We start from the raw sequence: 19830 nt of genomic DNA on the forward strand, positions 1-19830 counted from the left end.
CGGGACGGTTTCCATGGGTGTCCATTCGTTGGAGCGGGCGCGGACCATCCTCGTCGTTGATGACAACGCGCTGATGCGCAAGCTGTTGGTCCGTTGCCTGGAGGAGGGCGGTCACCGTGTGGCGGAGACGGACGATCCGCGGGCCGTGCTCGACTTGATGCGCGCGTTGAAACCCGATCTGGTGATCATGGACGTGGTGATGCCCGGCCTGTCCGGCGTCGAGCTGGTGCGGATGATCCGCGCCGACCGGGCGTTGGCGCGCACGCTGGTCGTTGCCGTCACCAATCTGTCCACACCCACGGACATGCTGCGCTTTTCCAGTGCCGGGTTCGACGGGCATGTACCCAAGCCGATCCAACCGAAGGACTTCCTGGCGACGATCACCCGTTATTTGGACGGCAAGGGAGAACGGATATAAAATCCGTTTCAAAACAAACTTCTAAGGGAATTTTATAAGGTATAATTTTAAGAGCAGGAGTGTCCCCTCTTATTGGTAGAAAGGACGAGGAATCGCTCTCAATCATATGAGAAAAAACGGTTTTATCAGCTTGAATCGGCTCTTCGGTCGGCGACCGCTCCTCACCGGCGCGCAGTCCGTGCTATAGTCCTACCGTCCTTGGCCCTTCCACCACCCAGCCCATGAAGGTCATCGCTGCCGTTTCGCTGTTGGTCGTGCTGCTGGCTGGGTCCGCGGCGGCGGACCCGATGCGGGTCGAGCGGAGCGATCCCGGCCATCTGCGCGCCTTGAATCGTTCATTCCTTCCCCCGGAGGTCATTCCGCCCCGCACGCGCTCTGTGCGCAGCCAGGCGGTCTACAACCTGCCGAAGGGGCTGGACGGACTCACACGCTACGACGCCGCCTTGTCGGGCCTGTGCCAGCGCGGTGCCTTCGGCCAGGAGATGGACGGCTTCTACTGGGCGCGGACGCCGGACAAGCGTTACGGCGTCGCCTTCTCCGGTGGAGCGAACCTGTCGGACCCGCAGAACAAGCGGAAGACCGGTCAGGTGTATTTTTTCGACGGCCAGGACAGCCGGTGCAACGTCTATGTCGGCGATCAGGCCAAGCTGATGCCGCATTACGTCGGCCCCTGAGGAAAGGCTGAAGAAGGCCCCGCCCGGCGATTCTCGCCAAGCGGAGCCACGGAGTCCGCTACTTCGCCATGAACGCCGATATGGTGTCGCCGGCCTTCGCGATGTTGGCGATGCCGTCGAGGTGGCCGAGGCTGGTGGTGATCGCGTCAGTGTAGGTGACTGCGACGCCCTGCTTTTCGAGCCGCTCCTTCAGAGGACGCATGGCGCGCTCCGGCGGGAAGACGAGATCGTCGGCGGAGGGGATCAGCAACACCGGCGCCTTGATCTTCGCCAGCCCTTCGTCCAGCGCCCCGCCGCCGCCCACCAGGAAGGTCTGGTTGGCCTTCACCAGATACAGGAAGTGGTTGGCGTCGCTGACCGCGGCGCGGGCCGCCGCCGCCTTGTCCAGCCACGCTTCGATGGCGTACTGGTTGTTCATGCTGGCGGCGGGGTCCTTGCCTTCCTCCGCCCAGCCGCGGCCGAAGGTGGCATCGGCCCATTTCCAATGGCGGGCGTGCAGGGTCACCAGTTTCAGCGCTTCGGTCAGCCCTGCCTTGGGCTCCGCCTTGCCGTAGTAATCGCCGCCCTGCCAGTTCGGATCGACGCGGATGGGGGCGGCCCACAGGTTCAGCCAGCCGATCAGGAAGGGATCGGCCTCGGCCCCGCCGATCACCGCGACCACGCGCTTGACCATCTCCGGATGGGAAGCCCCCCATTCCAGCGCCTGGAGCGACCCCATGGATCCGCCCATCACCGCGTGCAGGGATTTTACATTAAGACTGTCCAGCAACGCTTTCTGTACATTGACAAAATCGCGGATGGTGACGACCGGGAAACTCATGCCGTAGGGCTTGCCGGTGTCGGGATTGACGCTGGCCGGGCCGGTGGTGATGACACTCGGATCCTTCGGCGACAGGTTCACCAGCGTGTCGGAACTGATGATGAAGTATTTGTCGGTGTCCAGCGGCTTGCCCGGCCCGATGATGGAGTCCCAATAGCCAGGGGCCGGGTCCTCCATTTTGTACTTCCCGGCGGCGTGGCTGTTGCCGCTGAAGAAATGGGTGACGAGGATGACGTTGTCCTTGGCGTCGTTCAACTTGCCGTAGCTTTCCCAGCCGATCCGGACGTTCTTGATCGTGCCGCCTCCCACCGTGGTGTAGGACGGCATCTCGAACACCTTCTTCTCCACGAGGCCCTCGAAGGCCAGGACCGGCGTCGCGCAGAAGAAGCCGGCGGCCAGAACCAGGCCGCCGAGCCGTTTCGCCAGAGAACGCATGTCGTCCCTCCCGTTTCTCAGGTCCCTATCGATGCGGGGAGGGAGTGTAAGGGGGTGCACCCGCCCGTCCAGGCGGGCAATCGGCCTAAACGGTTGGGGGAACTCAGCCCAGCCGGACGGCGGTTCCGTTGATGGAGACCATCAGCATGCCGTTCTCCTTGCCCAGCACCTCGTAATCGATGTCCACGCCGACGATGGCGTCGGCGCCCAGCGCCCGCGCGGCGTCCTGGAGATCGGCGAAGGCGGCCTCGCGGGCGTCGCGCAGCGCGTTCTGGTAACCGCCGGCCCGGCCGCCGACGATGTCGCGGATGCCGGAGAACAGGTCGCGGAACATGTTCACGCCCAGGATCGCCTCGCCCGCGACCATGCCGAGATATTGGGTGACGGGACGGCCTTCGACGGTGTCCGTGCTGGTGACGATCATCGGTTCCTCCGGATGTGGTTTCGCGCCCTCCAGATGGCGGCGCGCACGGCACGGCGCAATGGGTGGGGAAAGGGCGCAGCCGGAGGAGAGGGGAGTCCGATGCGATACTGCGAAATCGCAGCGCATCCTCGGCGAAATTGCGACATAAGCGAAGAAACCTTGCGCGTTCCTCCAACGTTCTCTCTTATAAGGGCGCTCTTTCGGCGGGGAGGACGGCGGCATGGACGACACACGGCGGGCGATCCTGCGCTGGATGACCGGCGTGATGGAGGCCCAGGGCTGGAGCGCCGGGGCCTGGGCGCGGCTGGCCGAGGTCACGCCGACCAACATCACCCGCTTCCTGCGCGACCCGGCGCGGGGCAGCGTTCCCAGCGCTGAAACCCTGGGCCGCTTGGCTCGCGTCGCCGGCTCCGAGCCACGCTTCCTCGATGATGCCGCCTACCAGGCCGTGGCACGGGTGCCGTTGCTGTCGGTCGAGCAGGTGCGGGACTTTCTGGAATTGGGGCGGAGGGCCGGGGAAGCCTTCATCGCCGCGGCCTTGACGGGCGGGGCGCGGGGCATTGCCGTAGACCGTCCGGCGTCGCGCCGCGCCTTCGCGCTGACCATCGCCTCTTCCAGCCTGAACGCCGCCGGCGTCCTGCCGGACGACTGCGTGGTGCTGGAACCGCTGGATGTGCTGGCCCCGCAGGCCGGCGACGTGGTGGTTACGGTGGGCGACGGAACGGTGTGCGGCTACCGCTTTTTTCCACCCCATCTGCTGCCGGTCAGCACCGACCCCGGTTGCCAACCGACGCCCATTGAGCGCGCAAACGTCGCGGGCGTCGCGGTTCACATCACGCGTTGCCTGCGCGCCTGATCGCGCGTATTTGGCGGGAATCTGGAAGAAAAGCCTCCGATTCCGGCGGTGAGATTCTTTTCCACAACCCCCTTTGATGCCACGAATCCATAACCATCTGTGCCGAGTCGCCCGATTCGGTCACAGCGAGACCGCGGCTGCGCCGCATTCTACTTAGTTTTTTGAAAAGGTTCGAAGATTCGATCCTACGGCCAAGCCGCAGGTTCTCTTTTTGTTCTTGAATCCTGCGTGTTCGCAGCCCATATTCACGATACGCTTTATGGTTAACGGCGATGGCGCTGCGAAGACGCATCGACTCGAAGCCAGAGACGCAGAGAAACGGCTGGGGGCCGGCAGGGGAATGGCGATTACGGACGCGCAGCGCGCCGCCCGGGCAGGGCGTATCGGGTCTTCCGACGCCACCCGCATCATGGCGGGGGACTGGCTGAGCCTGTGGCGCGAGAAGACCGGGCGTTCGGCACCGGCCGACCTGGACCTCGTCGCCGCGGTGCAGATCGGCATCGCGACCGAACATCTTCATCCGCGCTTCGTGGAGAAGGCCACCGGCCTTCCCTGCGTGCCGGCGGAACGGACCTGGGTCCATCCGGAGCATGACTGGATGGTCGCCCACCCGGATTTCCTGACCTGGGAGGGCGACACGGATGCCGGTGCGCCGGACACGCTGGTGGAGGCGAAATTCACCGGAGGTTTCCAGACGGATGCGGAATTGGCCCAGCGCTACCACTGGCAGGTCCAGCACCAACTGATGGTCACCGGGCTGGACCGGGCGATGCTGTCCATTCTGCGCCCCACCGGCCACGCGGTCGTCCGCGTGCCGCGACGGGATGCGGATTGCGGGCGGCTGATGGAGACGCTGGACGCCTTCTGGTGGCACGTCGCCAACGACGTGGAACCCGGCGACCCGTTGCCCGCTGACGCCCCGGCCTACGAGACCCGCCGGGTGGTGGACATGGCCCGGCACAACCGCTTCGCCGCCCTGGCCGCGGAACTGGTCGACCACCGTGCCGCCGCCCTCGCCGTCCGCGAGGCGGAGACCGCTCTGAAGGCGCTGATGCCCGCCGACGCGCGCATCGCCTTTGTGGCGGGGGAGGAACCGGGCCGCGGCCTGTACCTCGCCCGCGACCGCGAGGGACGCCTGTCGCTGCGCTACGGGGCGCCGCCCCGGCGGGCGCTCGACACCGCCGAAGCGTGGCAGCCCGCCACGGCCGATCCGTCCCCTGACCCGAGCTTGGACGCTGTGCTCAGCGGCGGCTGGGGTGAGGGGAGAGACGAACGCTACTGACCAAAAGGGGAACCCGACGACCATGGGACGCATGAGCAAGACCGACACCGTTGCCGAAACCGAGAAGACCGTCAGCACGGCCGCTCCGAAGATCGCGGGTTCCCAGACCGCCACCGTGGGCTCCGCCGCCCCGGACCCCATGCATTTGTGGAACCGGCTGAAGCGGACCGACCCGAAGGCGACCAAGCCATTCACACGCTCCGGCGGCTTCCGCGGCACACAGATCGACCCGACCTGGCGCCTGATGATGATGACCGAGGTGTTCGGCCCGGTCGGCAAAGGCTGGGGCTATGAGCAGATGGATTGGACCATCGCCGAGCGCATGATCTTCATCTGCGCCCGCGTCTGGTACCTCGACCCGGAGACGGGGGAGAAATGCTGGACCGGGCCGCAGTGGGGCGGCACGGAGATGGTCCGCCGCCGCAACGGCATTGAGGCGCCCGACGACGAGTGCTTCAAGATGTCGATGACCGACGCGGTGGGCAAATGCCTGGTCCAGCTCGGCCTCGCCGCCGACGTCCATATGGGCCAGTTCGACGACAGCAAGTACCGGGAGGAGGCCGAGGCCTTCTACGCCGCCAAGTCCAACCCGGACCTGCAGCCGGCCGCCATCGCCGCCTTCGAGGAGGAGATCCGCAAGCGGCTCGGCGCCTGTCTGGACCTGGACGACCTGGAGGAGCTGTGGCGCACAGGCGCCGGCACCCGCCTGCGCGAGATTGGCACGGTGGACCGCACGGCCCAGCACCGCATCACCAGCCTGTTCGCCCAGAAGAAGGCGGAAATCCTGAAGCAAGACGACGACGAGGGCGGCGATCTGGAGGCCGCCTGAGCCACGCCACTCCTGCGGCGTGGAAGGGAGAAGCCCTGTATGACACCCGCAAGCAGCACCACTGAACGTTCCCCAAGCGGTTTGTTCCGCATGAGCGCCTGGGAAGGCGAGATGGAGCGCAGCTACCCCCAGCTTCCGCGCTGGTACTGGAACGAGGCGGAACGCCGCAAGCAGTATGCCCGCTGGGTCGAGGCGGAGGCGGAATCGCTGGCTCTGCGGCTGGCCGGGCTGCTCCGCCCCGACACCCCGGCGGACTCCGCCGGCCCGGCCCGCCTGCTGGTCGAATCGCTGGCCCGCGACGCCGAATGGGCGCGCAGCCTGGAAGACCGGCTGCTCCGCAACGCCGCGTGATCGAAAGGCCGCCTGATGTTTAAGAAGGATGCACGCGCCATGACCATCGAAGAGGTCCAGTCCCGGCTGCGCGCGGCCCACGCCCGCATCGGGCATGAAGGACGCTTCGCCCTGACCCTGACCCTGAACGGGACCGAGGACGGCTACATCACCCACTGGTTCCGCCCCGACCCGCACGCCTTCGAGGATTGCCGGGCGGTCGGTTCCGGTTCGATCGCCGAGTGCCTCGCCGCGCTCGACCGCTATGTGGAGACCTACCGGCGCCAGCCGACGACCGAGGAGGTCGGGCGGACGATCGGCCTCCCCGACATGCCCCCGCGCGCCCACCACGGTACGAGCTTTCTGATGGCCGCGGAGTGAGCGGGCAGGGCGCCTGCGATCATTTTGTCGGCTGACGAGCCCGGTCGCCATCCATAAACTGCGGCTTTCCCGAACAGCGGAGCCGCAGCCATGGATGGGGCCGTTCTTTCCCTGTTGAGTGTTCTCGGCACTCTGGTCATCGGCGCCATCAGCCCCGGCCCCAGCTTCGTCCTGGTGGCCCGCACCTCCATCGCCGTGTCGCGTCGCGCCGGGCTTGCCGCCGCCTTTGGTATGGGCATCGGCGGCGTGGTCTTCGCCACCTTGGCCCTCCTCGGTCTGCACGCCCTGCTGATCCAGGTCGGATGGCTCTATCTGGTGCTGAAGGTCGCAGGCGGCCTTTACCTCGTCCATCTGGCGGTGCGGATCTGGCGGGGGGCGGCGGAGCCCATCCGCGTTCCGGATGGGGCCGCCAATTCCCACGGCACCTTGCGCTCCTTCGGGATCGGTCTGGCGACGCAGATCAGCAACCCGAAGACCGCCATCGTCTACGCCAGCATCTTCGCGGCCCTTCTGCCGGCTTCGCCGCCGGCCTGGGTTCTGCTGGCCCTGCCGCCCGCGGTGTTTTTGGTCGAGACGGGTTGGTACGCCATCGTCGCCGTGGCTTTCTCCTCCGGCCGCCCCCGCGCCGCCTATCTGCGGTCCAAGGCATGGATCGACCGGCTGGCGGCCTCTGTTATCGGTGCACTGGGCATTCGGTTGGTGATGGAGGCGGCAAAGCCGCCCTGACGCTCGCCGTCGCTCAGGCGGTGCCCAGTTCCAGCCGGTTCTTGCCCAGGCGCTTGGCCCGGTACATGGCCTGATCGGCGCAGCGCAGGAGAACACCGGCGTCGGCGCCGTCCGACGGATAGAAGGCCATGCCCACGCTGGCCGACACCGACAGGTCAAGGCCGGGCAGGGGCCGGTCGATGGAGTCGATGACTTTTTCCGCCACGGCCCGGGCGTTCTCGACGGAGATGTCCCCTTCCAGCAGCACGGCGAATTCGTCGCCGCCGATGCGGGCGGTGGTGTCGCTGTTGCGCAGTGCGCCGGACAGGCGCTGGGCGGTGGTTACCAACACCTCGTCGCCCTTCTGGTGACCGTGGGTGTCGTTGACCTTCTTGAACCCGTCAAGGTCGAGGAAGAGCAGGGCGAAGCTCTTGTCCTCGCGCTTGGCACGGGCGATGGCGTGCTCCAGCCGGTCCTCGAAGCGGATGCGGTTGCACAAGCCCGTCAGCGCGTCGTGCCCGGCCAGGTAGCGCAGCCGCTCCTCCAGATGGTGCTGGGCGGTGGTGTTGCGGGCAATCCCTTCCACCCCGATGGGACGCCCGGCCGGATCGCGGCGGATGTAGGCGTTGGCGGAAATCCAGAAGGTGGTGCCGTCCTGCCGCCGCATCGGCATGCGGTGGTCGCGGACCTCGCCGCCCGCCTCCTCCAACGCCGCCAGGAACTTGGCGCGCCCGTCCTCTTCCACGTAATGGTCGGCGATGCGGGTGCCGATCACCGTCTCCGGAGTCAGGCCGAACTCCCGCGCGAACTGGGGGGAGGCCATGCTGACCCGACCGTCGAGATCCGTGCGGAAAAAGGCGTCCGGCAGCTTTTCGATGACCGAGCGGAGATCGGCCTCCGACTGGGCCAGCCGCTCCAGCGTGGAGCGTAAGGCGTCCTCCGACCGGGTGCGGCGCTGGAACTCCTGGCGCAGGAAACCCCACAGCGCCAGGGCGGTGAACAGGACGAAGGCGGTGCCCTTGACGTTCTGGATCAGCACCACCTCGCCCAGACCGGCAGCGTCCAAAAGGCGGTCGGACCCCACCACCCAGGCGGTGGCGAGGACCGCGTACAGTCCGACGATTCGGGTTGCCGAAGAGAACATGGGCGCCTTTGCGGTTGGCGTCGGTGCACACTAGCCTTTGGTGCACGAACCGTCCATGGGGAGAGTACCGGACTGTGTCCGGCACCCGCCCACACGCTTGCTGAGCCTTACCGCTTCTTTCCGGCCTGTGCCCGCGCGAAGGCTTCGGCGAAGGCATTGTTGATGGGCTCGGGCGCTTTCGCCGGTTTGGGGGCCGGCTTCGGAGCGGAGCCGCCCTTGCCGGGCGGCGGGCCGCGGCGGTCGTCCCGGCGCTTGTCGTCGCCCCGCGGACGGTCTTCCCGGCCCTGGCCCCGCTCCGGGCGCGGGGCAGCGTCGGTCAGGCGCATGGTCAGGCCGATGCGCTTGCGCGGGATGTCGACCTCCATCACCTTGACCTTCACAATGTCGCCGGCCTTCACGACGGTGTGCGGGTCCTTCACGAAGCTGGTGGACAGCTGCGAGATGTGGACCAGCCCATCCTGGTGCACGCCGATGTCCACGAAGGCGCCGAAGGCGGTGACGTTGGTCACCACACCTTCCAGAACCATGCCGGTCTGAAGGTCCTTCAGCTCCTCGACGCCCTCCTGGAAGGTGGCGGTCTTGAATTCTGGGCGCGGGTCGCGGCCCGGCTTCTCAAGTTCCTTCAGGATGTCCTCAATGGTCGGCACGCCGAACCGCTCGTCGGTGAAATCCTCGGCGTTCAGCCCGCGCAGGAAGCGGGCGTCGCCGATGACGCTGCCGAGATCCTTGCCGGTCTTCTTCAGAATGCGCTCGACCAGCGGGTAGGCTTCGGGGTGGACGGCGGAGGTGTCCAGCGGGTTGTCACCCTCGCGGATGCGCAGGAAGCCGGCGGCCTGCTCGAAGGTCTTCGGGCCGAGGCGCGCCACGTCGAGCAGTTGCTTGCGCGAGCGGAAGGCGCCGTTGCGGTCGCGGTGCTCCACGATGTTGCGGGCGATGGTCTCGTTCAGGCCGGACACGCGGGTCAGCAGCGGAACGGACGCCGTGTTCAGGTCGACGCCGACCGCGTTCACGCAATCCTCCACCACCGCGTCGAGCGAGCGGGCGAGCTTGCCGCCGGACACGTCGTGCTGGTACTGGCCGACGCCGATGGACTTCGGCTCGATCTTCACCAGTTCGGCCAGCGGGTCCTGGAGGCGGCGGGCGATGGAGACGGCGCCGCGCAGGCTGACGTCCAGCTTCGGGAACTCCGCCGCCGCGGTCTCGGACGCGGAATAGACCGACGCGCCGGCTTCGCTGACCACCAGCTTGGTGAGCTTCAGCTCCGGGTGGCGCTTGAACAGGTCGGCGACCAGCTTGTCGGTCTCGCGGCTGGCCGTGCCGTTGCCGATGGAGATCAGCTCCGCCTTGTGACGCACCGCCAGGGCCGCGATGGCGGCGATGGCGCCGTCCCAGTCGTTCCTCGGCTGGTGCGGGTAGACGGTGGCGGTGTCGACCAGCTTGCCCGTGGCGTCGACCACGGCGACCTTCACGCCGGTGCGGATGCCGGGGTCAAGGCCGATGGTCGTGCGCGGGCCGGCCGGGGCGGCCAGCAGCAGGTCGTGCAGGTTGCGGGCAAAGACGCGGATAGCCTCGTCCTCGGCGCGCTCGCGCAGGTCGCCCATCAGGTCGGTCTCGACATGCGGGCCGATCTTCAGCTTCCAGGTCCAGCGCACCACGTCGGACAGCCACTTGTCGGCCGGCCGGCCCTGGTCGCGGATGCCGGTATGGGCGGCGATGGTGCGCTCCGCCGGGTGGGGCTGTCCCTCTTCGACCGGCAGGTCCAGACGGATGTCCAGCACGCCCTGGGTCCGGCCGCGGAACAGCGCCAGCGCGCGGTGCGAAGGCACCCTCGCCCATGGCTCGTCGAACTCGAAGTAATCGGAGAACTTGGCGCCTTCGGCCCGCTTCTCCTCGATCACCTTGGAGGTCACCACGCCCTTGTCGGCCATGGTGGCGCGCAACCGGCCGACCAGTTCGGCGTCCTCGCCGAAACGCTCGACCAGGATATGGCGGGCGCCGTCCAGCGCCGCCTTGACGTCGGCCACCCCCTTTTCGGCGCTGACGAAGCTGGCGGCTTCGGCGTCCGGCTGGAGCGACGGATCGGCGAGAAGCCGATCGGCCAGCGGCTCCAGCCCCGCCTCGCGGGCGATCTGCGCCTTGGTGCGGCGCTTTGGCTTGTAGGGCAGGTAGAGGTCTTCCAGGCGCGTCTTGGTGTCGGCCTGACGGATCTGCAGCTCCAGCTCCGGCGTCAGCTTGTCCTGCTCGCGGACGGAGGACAGGATCGCCGCGCGCCGGTCTTCAAGCTCGCGCAGGTAGGACAGCCGTTCCTCCAGCGTGCGCAACTGCGTGTCGTCGAGCCCGCCCGTGGCCTCCTTGCGGTAACGGGCGATGAAGGGGACGGTCGATCCCTCGTCGAGCAGCTTGACGGCCGAGGCGACCTGGGATTCACGAACCGAAAGCTCGTCGGCGATGCGTTGGCTGATGGACGTGGACGGCATGGAGGACCGGTGACTGGTGAAAGGGAAGGGTGCCTCCTATAACGCGAAGGGGGCCTTCCCGGCCAGTGCCGATCTGGGAGAGGCCGGGGAGACCGGTTCGGAGTGGACGCGCGAATCCGGAGTCCGATTCTTGCGAAAAAGTATAGTTAAAGAAAAACCTCGCACGATTCACGCGTCGTTAACCTTAACGGGCGCATATCTTCCCCTGCAACTTGGTTGCGTTTCCTCCCGAACAGACTCCGGCGGCTCCCGAATTGGGGAGCCGCCTTTTTTCTGTGCGCGTGGCGCCCAAAGCACGCGCATCCGCGAGATGAATGCGACAGAGTTTTTCCCCTTGCGTTCATCGGGAGAAACATCCTTACTGATTGTGGGTCTAATCCAAACGGATTCGCTGCCTTGGGACTGGTCGTTTCGGCAATCGCCTTCCTGTTCGCGGTGGCTGTCGTCGGCGCCGCGGCGAAGCGGCTGCCGCAGGCGTCCACGGTGGTCTATGGCGGAACGGCGGCGGCCTGCGCGCTGATCGCGCTGTGGGCGGCGCTCCGGCTGGCCGGGGGCGGGCCAGACGCGGCGCTGGTGCTGCCGGTCGGGCTGCCCTGGATCCAGGCCCATCTGCGCACCGACGCGCTGTCCGCGGTCTTCCTGATCGTCGTCAATCTGGGCGGCATCACCGCCAGCCTGTTCGGCTGGGGGTACGAGCGGGCGCACCACGACTCCCACGGCTCTTCCCAGGGCGGCTCTCAGGATGGCCCGGTCTTGCCGCTCTACCCGCTGTTCCTGGCGGGCATGAACATGGTGCTGATCGCAGCCGACGCCTTCACCTTCCTGCTGTCCTGGGAGTTCATGTCGCTGGCCTCCTGGCTGCTCGTGCTGTCCACCCATCGGGAGCCGGACACGCCCAAGGCCGCGCGCCTCTACATCGTCATGGCGAGCTTCGGGACGACCTGCCTGCTGCTGGCCTTCGGGGTCCTGGCGACGGCGCACGGCGACTACAGCTTCGCCGCCATGCGCGCCCACGCGCCGGCGGCGGGGGCTGCGGCGCTGGTCGTGGTGCTGATCCTGCTGGGGGCAGGGTCGAAGGCCGGGCTGGTGCCGCTGCATGTCTGGCTGCCGCTGGCCCATCCGGCGGCACCCAGCCACGTGTCGGCCCTGATGTCCGGCGTGATGACCAAGGTTGCCGTCTACGCGATGATCCGCGTGCTGTTCGACCTGCTGGGCGAGCCGGAGTGGTGGTGGGGCGGCGTGACCATGGGATTCGGCGCGCTGACCGCCGTGATGGGTGTGCTCTACGCGCTGATGCAGGACGACGTGAAGCGGTTGCTCGCTTATTCGACGGTGGAGAACATCGGGGCCATCGTCATCGCGCTGGGGCTGGCGCTGGTCTTCAAGGCCGCCCACACGCCGGTGATCGCGGCGCTGGCCCTGGCGGCAGCGCTGCTCCATGTGGTCAACCATTCCCTGTTCAAGAGCCTGCTGTTCTTCGCGGCGGGCGCCATGCTGACCGCCACGGGGTCGCGCGACCTCAACCGGCTGGGCGGGCTGATCCATCGGATGCCGACCACCGCCGTCCTCGCCCTGATCGGCGCCGCGGCGATCTCGGCGCTGCCGCCGCTGAACGGCTTCGTCGGGGAATGGCTGCTGTTCCAGGCCATCCTGAACGCCCCGGCTTTGTCGGAATGGTCGCTGAAGATCGAGATCGCCGTGGTCGGCGCCGCCCTGGCGCTTGCCACCGCGCTCGCCGGCGCCTGCTTCGTGCGGCTCTACGGCATCGCCTTCCTGGGACGGCCGCGGTCGCGCGCCGCGGGCGAGGCGGTGGAGGTCGGGCGGGCGATGCGGCTGGGCATGGCGGTGCCGGCGGTGTTGTGCGTGGTTCTCGGCGTCCTGCCGACCCCGCTGCTCCGCCTGTTCGAGCCGGCGCTGCGCCTGCTGGTGGAGGCCGGGCCGTTCGACGGGCGCGCCTACCAGCCCTGGTTCTGGCTGGCCCCGACCTCGGCCATCGGCAACTCGTACAACGGCCTGATCATGCTGGTGGTGATCGCGCTGCTGTCGGTCGTGCTGGTGCTGGGCATCCACCGCAAGGCGAGCGACCGGGTGCGCTGGTCGATTCCCTGGGGCTGCGGCTTCGACGGGCCGGACCCGGCGGCGGTCACCCAATACACGGCCTCCAGCTTCGGCCAGCCGATCCGCCGCGCCTTCGGCAGCACGGTGTTCCGCGCCCGCGATCATGTGGACATGCCGGCACCGGGCGACACGCGCCCCGCCCGCCTGTCGGTGACCTGGACCGATCCGGCCTGGGTCGTGGTGGTCGAGCCGCTGTCCCGCGTGGTGGGCTGGCTGGCCGAGAAGGCCAACCGGTTGCAGTTCCTGACCATCCGCCGCTACCTGACCCTGATGTTCCTGGCGCTGGTCGTGCTGCTGGTGATGGTGGCGGTGACGCAACGATGACGCTGCTGCTTGCCACCCTCTATCAAATCCTGCAGATGCTGCTGGTGCTGGCCCTGGCGCCGCTGCTGACCGGCTGGGTGCGGCTGGTGAAGGCGCGGCTGGTCGGGCGACGGGGGCCGTCCGTGCTCCAGCCCTACCGCGACCTGCTGCGGCTTCTGCGCAAGGAGGTGGTGCTGGCCCGCAACGCGTCCTGGCTGTTCCGCTCCGTGCCCTACATGATGTTCACGGCGATCTGGCTGGCGGCGGGGCTGGTGCCGGTCTTCACCACGCAACTGGCGCTCGCCCCGACCGCGGACCTGATTGCGCTGATCGCCTTGCTCGGCTCCGCCCGCTTCTTCCTGGCGCTCGCCGGGATGGACACGGGGACGAGCTTCGGCGGCATCGGCTCGTCGCGCGAGATGATGATCGCGGCGCTTGCGGAGCCGGCGATGCTGATGATCGTCTTCTCGGTGGCGATCCTGGTCCGCAGCACCTCGCTCGCCGAGATCGCCGATTTCATGTTGTCCGGCGCGGTCGGGCTGCGAATCTCGCTGGCGCTTGCGCTGATCGCGCTGGTCATGGTGGCGATCGCCGAGAACGCGCGCATCCCCATCGACAACCCGGCCACGCATCTGGAACTGACCATGGTGCACGAGGCCATGGTGCTGGAATATTCCGGCCGCCATCTCGCCTTGGTCGAGGCGGCGAGCATGCTCAAGCTGCTGCTCTACATGGCGCTGATTGCCTGCGTCTTCGCGCCCTGGGGCATGGCGACCGCCGGGTCCGGCATGGCCGCGGCACTGGGGGGGATGCTGGTCTTCGTGGCGAAGTTGGCTGTTGGTGGAACGCTGCTGGCGCTGTTCGAGACCTCCATCGCCAAGATGCGCGTCTTCCGGGTCGGCGAATTCCTCGGCGGCGCTCTGCTGCTGAGCCTGCTCGGCGCGATTTTCCTCTACGTGTCGCGGGGGGTGTGAGGTGAGCGACCTGGCTTATGACGCCGCGCACATGCTGGGGGCTGTCGTCCTGCTGATGAGCTTCGCTCTGCTCTATCAGCGGCGGCTGTTCTCCCTGCTCAACGTCTTCACCATGCAGGCGCTCGCCCTGACCGCGACGGCGGCGTGGCAGGCCTATTCCCACGGGGAGCCGCACCTCTACATCACCGCCCTCCTGACGCTGGTCCTCAAGGCCATCCTGATCCCGGTGGCGCTGCACCGCATCGTCGTGAAGATGAAGATCCACCGCACCATCGAGCCGGCGCTGGGGATCGGGCTGACCATGGTGGCGGGCGTGTCCCTGGTCACGCTGTCGATCCTGCTGGTTCTGCCGGTGACCGCCGACGCCACCGCCCTGACCCGCGAGAATCTGGCGCTGTCGCTGTCGGTCGTCCTGCTCGGCCTGCTGATGATGATCTCCCGGCGCAACGCGGTCAGCCAAGTGGTCGGCTTCATGTCGATCGAGAACGGGCTGATCCTGGCGGCGGTCGGGGTCGCCGGCATGCCGCTGGTGGTCGAGATGTCGGTGGCCTTCTCCGTCATGGTGGCCTTCATCATCTTCGGCATCTTCCTGTTCCACATCCGCGAGCGCTTCGACACGCTCGACATGCAGAAGATCGAGAGCTTCCGGGGGGAAAGCGATTGAGCGCCGTCGCCGTCATCGTCGCCACCCCGCTGATCGGCGCCGCCGTCCTCGCCCTGGTTCCTGGCCACCGGCTGGGCGCACGGCTGAACATCGGCTTCTCCGCCGTCACGCTGCTGGCGTCTCTGGTCTTGTTCGGGCTGGAGCCGTCGAGCGGGGCGCTGTTCGTGGTCGACGCCTTCAACATCTACCTGATCGCGCTCACCGCCTTCGTCGGCCTGACCACCAGCGTCTTTTCCGCTGGCTACATCGCCCACGAGATCGCGGTGGGAAAGCTGGACGAGCGCAAGCTGCGCTTCTACCACGCCATGTATCAAGCCTTCATGTTCACCATGCTGCTGGCCCTGTCGGCCAACAACCTGGGCGTCATGTGGGTGGCGGTGGAGGGGGCGACGCTGACCACCGTCCTGATGGTCAGCCTGTACCGCACCGCCGCCAGCATCGAGGCGGCGTGGAAGTACTTCATCCTGTGCGGCGTCGGCATCGCGCTCGCCCTGTTCGGCACCATCCTGATGTACATGGCCGCCCAGCCGGTGATGGGGCCGGGCATGGCGGCGATGACCTGGACAGAACTGATGGGTCACGTCGCCAAGATCAGCCCGGCGATCCTCAATCTCGCCTTCGTCTTCCTTCTGATCGGCTACGGCACCAAGGTCGGGCTGGCGCCGCTGCACGCCTGGCTGCCCGACGCCCATGCGGAGGGGCCGACGCCGATTTCCGCGGTGCTGTCGGGCCTGCTGCTCAACGTGGCGCTCTACGCCGTGCTGCGCTTCAAGATGCTGCTGGCGGCGAACGGGCAGGCCATCGCGCCGGGGCCGCTGATGATCGCCATGGGGCTGGCCTCGCTGCTGCTGGCCGGGCTGATGCTCTACCGGCGGCGTGACGTGAAGCGCTTTTTCGCCTACAGCTCCATCGAGCATATGGGCATCATCACCTTCGCCTTCGGCATGGGCGGGCCGCTCGCCAACTTCGCGGGGCTGCTGCACATGGCGATGCACAGCCTGACCAAATCGGCCATCTTCTACGCGGTCGGCCACGCCGTTCAGGTGACGGGCACGCAGCGGATCGAGCGGATTACCGGCCTGACGGTCAGCCATCCGGCGCTCGGCTGGGGCCTGCTGGCCGGGGTGGTGGCCATCGCCGGTCTGCCGCCCTTCGGCGTGTTCATGAGCGAATTCCTGCTGGTCACCAGCACCTTCGCGCGGGAACCGCTGCTGGCCCTGCCGCTGGTTCTGGGCATCCTGGTCGCCTTCGGGGCGCTGGTGCTGCGGGTCCAGCAACTGTGCTTCGGCGTGCCCGGTACGGTGGAGGGCAGCGGCGTTCCGGTGGCGACGGTGCCGCTGAAGGGAACGCTGGTTCCGCTCTACGCGCATCTGGCGCTGGTTCTGGTGGCGGGTGTCTGGTTGCCGGGGCCGCTGGTCGCGTGGTTCCAGACCGTCGCGGCTCTGCTGGGGTAGGGGAGGCGGCATGTACGGGGAAGAACCGCTGTTCGGCCTGTTGAACCGCATCGGCACGCCGGTCGAGGGACACCGGCCCTGGCCGCGCTATCGCCTGGGTCGCGACGGCTGGCTGCGCCTGATCGAGGAACTGGCGGGCAACGGCTGGAGCCTGCTCGGCCTGTGGGGGGAGTCCAAGGCGGTCCACGCCGCCTTCCGCGAGGATTTCTCCGGCGACGTCGCGGTGGTCAGCCTCGACTGCCCGCAAGGCCGTTTCCCGAGCCTGAGCGCCGTGCGCCCCGCCGCCAACCGGCTGGAGCGCGCCGCCCACGACCTCTACGGTCTGGTGGCGGAGCGCACGACCGACCCGCGCCCCTGGCTGGACCACGATGCCTGGGGGGTGCGACGGCCCCTGTCGGAGCAGCCAGCGGCCCCGGTTCCCAATCCCGGCCCCTACACCTTCCTGCCGGTGGAGGGCGACGGGCTGCACCAGATTCCGGTCGGTCCCGTCCACGCCGGCATCATCGAGCCCGGCCATTTCCGCTTCACCGCCAACGGCGAGACCGTCGTCCGGCTGGAGGAGCGGCTCGGCTACGTCCACCGTGGGGTGGAAGGGCTGATGCAGGGCAGGCCGGTGGCGGAGGCGGCGAGGCTGGCCGCCCGCATCTCCGGCGACGCGACGGTGGCGCACAGCCTCGCCTTCGCCCGCGCGGTGGAGGCGGCGCTCGGCGTCGAGGTGCCGGCGCGGGCGGTGTGGCTGCGCGCCCTGATGGCCGAATTGGAGCGGATCGCCAACCATTTGGGCGACATCGGGGCCATCTGCAACGACGCCGCCTTCGCCTTCATGCTGGCCCAGACCAGCCAGTTGCGGGAGCGGGTGCTGCGCACGGCGGACGCCTGCTTCGGGCACCGGCTGATGATGGACCGGGTGATCCCCGGAGGCGTCGCCACCGACCTGCCGGAGCGCGGCGCGGGCCTGCTGCTGGAATTGGTGGCGGAGCTGCGCAAACGCTTCCCGCCGCTGGTCGCCGTCTATGACGGTAAGGCGTCCTTGCAGGACCGCACGGTCACCACCGGGTTCGTGTCCGCGGAGCTGGTCACCCGCTTCGGCGCCGGCGGTCATGTCGGGCGGGCTTCCGGCCGCGACCAAGATGCCCGCCGGAGCCCCGGTTATGCGCCCTACGACGAACTCGCTTTCGAGGTGCCGGTGCTGACCGAGGGCGACGTGAACGCCCGCGTCTGGGTCCGCATCCGCGAGGTGGAGCAGTCCCTGTCGCTGATCGAGCAGATCGTCGCCCGCCTGCCGGCGATCTCGCGCGGCCTCGACCACCCGTCGGTCCCTCTGGAGGCTGGCCGGGGCGGGGAAGGCATGGCCCTGGTGGAGTCCTTCCGCGGCGAGATCCTGACCTGGGTGCGGCTGGACGGGGAGGGCGTCGTCACCCGCTGCCACCCGCGCGACCCGTCCTGGTTCCAGTGGCCGTTGCTGGAGGCGGCCATCGGCGGCAACATCGTCGCCGACTTCCCGCTGTGCAACAAGTCGTTCAACTGTTCCTACGCGGGACACGACCTGTAAGGAGGCCGCCGATGCTGAAGCACATCCTGACCTCCCTGACCGGCGGCCCAATCACCGAGGCCGCTCCGGCCCCCGCCGATCCGGCCCTGGCCGAGCTTGCCGGAAAGCTGGACAAGGCCGCCAAGGCCCGGCTGGGCCGCAGCCTGTCGATCCGCGAGGTCGATGCGGGGTCCTGCAACGGCTGCGAGCTGGAGATCCACGCGCTGAACAACCCGATCTACGATCTGGAGCGGTTCGGCATCCGCTTCGTCGCCTCGCCGCGGCACGCCGACGTCCTGCTGGTCACCGGCCCGGTCGCCCGCAACATGCGCGATGCGCTGATCCGCACCTGGGACGCCACGCCCAGCCCGAAATGGCTGGTGGCCTGCGGCGACTGCGCCGTCAGCGGCGGGCTGTTCGCCGGTGGCTACGCCTGCGTCGGCCCGGTGGAGGAGGTGCTGCCGGTGGACCTGCGCATTCCCGGCTGCCCGCCGCGGCCGACCGATCTGTTGGCCGGCCTGCTGGCCTTGCTGGAGACCAGCGCGGCGAAGTGACGGCGGTTCTCAGGACTCCCCGCGTTCCTCGCGCTTGGCCTGCTGCCAGAAAACCTCCATCTCGTCCAGAGTCGCCTCCTTGGGCGTGCGGCCCTGCTCGGATAGCAGCGCCTCGATGCGGTGGAAACGGCGTTCGAACTTGGCGTTGGTGCCGCGCAGCGCCGATTCCGGCTCGACCTTCAGGCGGCGGGCGAGGTTGACCAGCGCGAAGAGCAGATCGCCCAGTTCGTCGGCCACCCGGTCCGGAGCGGAGCCGCTGTCCATCTCATGCCGCAGTTCGCGGACCTCCTCCTCGATCTTGTCGAGGATGTCCCGCGCGTCGGTCCAGTCGAAGCCGACGCGCGCGGCGCGATTCTGCAGCTTCAGGGCGCGGGTGAGGGCGGGCAGGCCGGCGATGACGCCTTCCAGGGCGGACGGGGCGCGGCCTTCCTCAGCGGCTTTGGCGGCGCGTTCAGCGGCCTTGTGATCCTCCCAGCGCGAGGTCTGCATGTCGGCGCCCTTGACCTCTTCGGCGCCGAAGACGTGCGGGTGGCGGCGGATCATCTTGTCGGCGATGATGCCGGCGACCTCGTCGAAGTCGAACAGATTCTCCTCGCGGGCCATCTGGCTGTAATAGACCACCTGGAAGAGCAGGTCGCCCAACTCCTCGCGCAGCGCCGGCATGTCGCCTTTCTCGATGGCGTCGGCCACCTCGTAGGCTTCCTCGATCGTGTGCGGCGCAATGGTGGCGTAGGTCTGCTCCAGATCCCACGGGCATCCGCCGTTGGGGTCGCGCAGGCGGGCCATGACGTCGATCAGGCGGTCGATGTTGCGGGCCATGGGAAGGTCTTCTTCGGCAGCGGGATGGGGGGACGGGACAGCGACCTTATCCGACCCATTGCCGTGAGAAAAGAAGGCAGGCTCCGTCAGCCACTAAAATCACATAAGTGGGGTTATGGAAAATATGGTCGGAGAGGTGAGGAGGGGGCGTTTGGCCGCCCTCCATTTTTCGATGCTTCAGCCTCCGCGAAATCCCTTCAGGCTTTCGGCGGGCGGCGGCGGTGGGAAATCCGCGTCACGGGCGGCCTGAATCAGCGATTCTACGAAGGACCGGTAAGGATCGCCGGAGGTCTTAGGAGCCTCCGACGGTTCAATCGCCCCGTCATAGCCGCTGTCGCTTGGAATGAGCGCTCCATACTCAGAGCTTTCCAGCGTCGGCGACAGAAAAATCGAATGGGTTGTCGTGTCCGGCTCTCCGACATGACGTTGGGAGGGCTTCAGCGAGAAATTCCCGTCGGCGTCCGGCATCGACAGGATCATCACGCCATGCTCCACCGCCTCCTTGTCCCGCGCGTTCTGCCGCGCATCGTTGTCGAAGGCGCTTCGTGGATAGACGCTCTCGATGCTCAAGGGATCGTGGATGTTGGCCGTTTGCATGGATCACCCGCCGTTGTTGCGTTGGTCCAACACATGCTGGC

Annotated in this window: 20 protein-coding genes; 14 read left to right on the forward strand and 6 right to left on the reverse strand. The window is 67.8% G+C overall.

The window, feature by feature from the left end; genetic code table 11:
- Positions 1-13: 13 nt before the first annotated feature.
- Positions 14-418: a response regulator gene (locus tag ACWPXE_RS03330; RefSeq protein WP_454016680.1), complete on the forward strand. Its 405-nt coding sequence runs from the start codon at positions 14-16 to the stop codon at positions 416-418.
- 221 nt (positions 419-639) lie between these two features.
- Positions 640-1092, forward strand: coding sequence for a hypothetical protein (locus ACWPXE_RS03335; RefSeq protein ID WP_454016681.1), 453 nt, complete (start codon positions 640-642; stop codon positions 1090-1092).
- 58 nt (positions 1093-1150) lie between these two features.
- Here the strand turns inward: ACWPXE_RS03335 and ACWPXE_RS03340 are convergent, their stop codons facing one another.
- Both ACWPXE_RS03340 and ACWPXE_RS03345 read right to left on the reverse strand, forming a co-directional pair.
- Positions 1151-2347, reverse strand: coding sequence for an E22 family MetX-like putative esterase (locus ACWPXE_RS03340; RefSeq protein WP_454016682.1), 1197 nt, complete (start codon positions 2345-2347; stop codon positions 1151-1153).
- Between the two features lie 103 nt (positions 2348-2450).
- Positions 2451-2771, reverse strand: a complete 321-nt coding sequence (locus ACWPXE_RS03345; protein WP_014197078.1) for a heavy metal-binding domain-containing protein — start codon at positions 2769-2771, stop codon at positions 2451-2453.
- 220 nt (positions 2772-2991) lie between these two features.
- Between ACWPXE_RS03345 and ACWPXE_RS03350 the strand changes: the two genes are divergently transcribed.
- From ACWPXE_RS03350 to ACWPXE_RS03375, 6 genes are all read left to right on the forward strand, one after another.
- On the forward strand, positions 2992-3627 hold the full coding sequence (locus ACWPXE_RS03350) for an XRE family transcriptional regulator (protein WP_454016683.1): 636 nt from the start codon (positions 2992-2994) through the stop codon (positions 3625-3627).
- 340 nt (positions 3628-3967) lie between these two features.
- A complete protein-coding gene (locus ACWPXE_RS03355) occupies positions 3968-4909 on the forward strand; it encodes a YqaJ viral recombinase family protein (protein WP_454016684.1) in 942 nt (313 codons plus the stop codon).
- Between the two features lie 31 nt (positions 4910-4940).
- Positions 4941-5738 carry a hypothetical protein gene (locus tag ACWPXE_RS03360; RefSeq protein WP_454016685.1) on the forward strand — a complete coding sequence of 266 codons (798 nt, stop codon included), beginning with the start codon at positions 4941-4943 and terminating at the stop codon, positions 5736-5738.
- A 90-nt stretch (positions 5739-5828) separates the two neighbouring features.
- Positions 5829-6089: a hypothetical protein gene (locus ACWPXE_RS03365; protein ID WP_014197074.1), complete on the forward strand. Its 261-nt coding sequence runs from the start codon at positions 5829-5831 to the stop codon at positions 6087-6089.
- 39 nt (positions 6090-6128) lie between these two features.
- Positions 6129-6449, forward strand: coding sequence for a hypothetical protein (locus ACWPXE_RS03370; RefSeq protein ID WP_137105182.1), 321 nt, complete (start codon positions 6129-6131; stop codon positions 6447-6449).
- A gap of 90 nt (positions 6450-6539) precedes the next feature.
- Positions 6540-7175: a LysE family translocator gene (locus ACWPXE_RS03375; protein ID WP_454016686.1), complete on the forward strand. Its 636-nt coding sequence runs from the start codon at positions 6540-6542 to the stop codon at positions 7173-7175.
- A 13-nt stretch (positions 7176-7188) separates the two neighbouring features.
- Here the strand turns inward: ACWPXE_RS03375 and ACWPXE_RS03380 are convergent, their stop codons facing one another.
- Together ACWPXE_RS03380 and ACWPXE_RS03385 are read right to left on the reverse strand one after the other, a co-directional pair.
- Entirely contained in the window at positions 7189-8298 is a 1110-nt protein-coding gene (locus ACWPXE_RS03380; RefSeq protein ID WP_454016687.1) for a diguanylate cyclase domain-containing protein, read from the reverse strand.
- Between the two features lie 107 nt (positions 8299-8405).
- Positions 8406-10775 carry a Tex family protein gene (locus ACWPXE_RS03385; RefSeq protein ID WP_454016688.1) on the reverse strand — a complete coding sequence of 790 codons (2370 nt, stop codon included), beginning with the start codon at positions 10773-10775 and terminating at the stop codon, positions 8406-8408.
- Between the two features lie 396 nt (positions 10776-11171).
- On the opposite strand from ACWPXE_RS03385, the gene hyfB reads away from it, so the two are divergent.
- Genes hyfB through ACWPXE_RS03415 form a run of 6 tightly spaced genes read left to right on the forward strand, consistent with a single transcriptional unit; the run spans position 11172 to position 18373 of the window.
- The gene (gene hyfB / locus ACWPXE_RS03390; protein ID WP_454016689.1) at positions 11172-13217 is read left to right on the forward strand and encodes a hydrogenase 4 subunit B; all 2046 of its coding nucleotides are present in this window, start codon (positions 11172-11174) and stop codon (positions 13215-13217) included.
- On the forward strand, positions 13214-14170 hold the full coding sequence (locus tag ACWPXE_RS03395; protein WP_454016690.1) for a respiratory chain complex I subunit 1 family protein: 957 nt from the start codon (positions 13214-13216) through the stop codon (positions 14168-14170). The genes hyfB and ACWPXE_RS03395 overlap by 4 nt, the downstream gene beginning before the upstream one ends.
- A gap of 1 nt (position 14171) precedes the next feature.
- Positions 14172-14834 carry a hydrogenase-4 component E gene (locus tag ACWPXE_RS03400; protein ID WP_454016691.1) on the forward strand — a complete coding sequence of 221 codons (663 nt, stop codon included), beginning with the start codon at positions 14172-14174 and terminating at the stop codon, positions 14832-14834.
- Positions 14831-16288, forward strand: a complete 1458-nt coding sequence (locus ACWPXE_RS03405) for a hydrogenase 4 subunit F (protein WP_454016692.1) — start codon at positions 14831-14833, stop codon at positions 16286-16288. The genes ACWPXE_RS03400 and ACWPXE_RS03405 overlap by 4 nt, the downstream gene beginning before the upstream one ends.
- Before the next feature lie 10 nt (positions 16289-16298).
- Complete coding sequence (locus ACWPXE_RS03410; RefSeq protein WP_454016693.1) at positions 16299-17840, forward strand: hydrogenase large subunit; 1542 nt, start codon at positions 16299-16301, stop codon at positions 17838-17840.
- Positions 17841-17851: 11 nt separating this feature from the next.
- Positions 17852-18373, forward strand: coding sequence for an NADH-quinone oxidoreductase subunit B family protein (locus ACWPXE_RS03415; protein WP_454016694.1), 522 nt, complete (start codon positions 17852-17854; stop codon positions 18371-18373).
- A 9-nt stretch (positions 18374-18382) separates the two neighbouring features.
- Here ACWPXE_RS03415 and mazG read toward each other — a convergent pair whose 3' ends face one another.
- A complete protein-coding gene (gene mazG / locus ACWPXE_RS03420; RefSeq protein WP_454016695.1) occupies positions 18383-19192 on the reverse strand; it encodes a nucleoside triphosphate pyrophosphohydrolase in 810 nt (269 codons plus the stop codon).
- A 177-nt stretch (positions 19193-19369) separates the two neighbouring features.
- Positions 19370-19789 (reverse strand): hypothetical protein, encoded by a 420-nt coding sequence (locus tag ACWPXE_RS03425; protein ID WP_454016696.1) that lies wholly within the window; start codon positions 19787-19789, stop codon positions 19370-19372.
- Between the last annotated feature and the right edge of the window lie 41 nt (positions 19790-19830).

It is taken from the genome of Azospirillum sp. Marseille-Q6669, from assembly GCF_965111635.1.

Coding starts and splice junctions, on each gene's coding strand:
- ACWPXE_RS03355 (WP_454016684.1), top strand. CDS start 3,968: ATGGCGATTACGGACGCGCAGCGCGCCGCCCGGGCAGGGCGTATCGGG.
- ACWPXE_RS03395 (WP_454016690.1), top strand. CDS start 13,214: ATGACGCTGCTGCTTGCCACCCTCTATCAAATCCTGCAGATGCTGCTG.
- ACWPXE_RS03410 (WP_454016693.1), top strand. CDS start 16,299: ATGTACGGGGAAGAACCGCTGTTCGGCCTGTTGAACCGCATCGGCACG.
- ACWPXE_RS03370 (WP_137105182.1), top strand. CDS start 6,129: ATGACCATCGAAGAGGTCCAGTCCCGGCTGCGCGCGGCCCACGCCCGC.
- ACWPXE_RS03350 (WP_454016683.1), top strand. CDS start 2,992: ATGGACGACACACGGCGGGCGATCCTGCGCTGGATGACCGGCGTGATG.
- ACWPXE_RS03340 (WP_454016682.1), bottom strand. CDS start 2,347: ATGCGTTCTCTGGCGAAACGGCTCGGCGGCCTGGTTCTGGCCGCCGGC.
- ACWPXE_RS03385 (WP_454016688.1), bottom strand. CDS start 10,775: ATGCCGTCCACGTCCATCAGCCAACGCATCGCCGACGAGCTTTCGGTT.
- ACWPXE_RS03365 (WP_014197074.1), top strand. CDS start 5,829: ATGAGCGCCTGGGAAGGCGAGATGGAGCGCAGCTACCCCCAGCTTCCG.
- ACWPXE_RS03380 (WP_454016687.1), bottom strand. CDS start 8,298: ATGTTCTCTTCGGCAACCCGAATCGTCGGACTGTACGCGGTCCTCGCC.
- ACWPXE_RS03345 (WP_014197078.1), bottom strand. CDS start 2,771: ATGATCGTCACCAGCACGGACACCGTCGAAGGCCGTCCCGTCACCCAA.
- ACWPXE_RS03360 (WP_454016685.1), top strand. CDS start 4,941: ATGAGCAAGACCGACACCGTTGCCGAAACCGAGAAGACCGTCAGCACG.
- ACWPXE_RS03425 (WP_454016696.1), bottom strand. CDS start 19,789: ATGCAAACGGCCAACATCCACGATCCCTTGAGCATCGAGAGCGTCTAT.
- mazG (WP_454016695.1), bottom strand. CDS start 19,192: ATGGCCCGCAACATCGACCGCCTGATCGACGTCATGGCCCGCCTGCGC.
- ACWPXE_RS03335 (WP_454016681.1), top strand. CDS start 640: ATGAAGGTCATCGCTGCCGTTTCGCTGTTGGTCGTGCTGCTGGCTGGG.
- ACWPXE_RS03415 (WP_454016694.1), top strand. CDS start 17,852: ATGCTGAAGCACATCCTGACCTCCCTGACCGGCGGCCCAATCACCGAG.
- ACWPXE_RS03330 (WP_454016680.1), top strand. CDS start 14: ATGGGTGTCCATTCGTTGGAGCGGGCGCGGACCATCCTCGTCGTTGAT.
- ACWPXE_RS03375 (WP_454016686.1), top strand. CDS start 6,540: ATGGATGGGGCCGTTCTTTCCCTGTTGAGTGTTCTCGGCACTCTGGTC.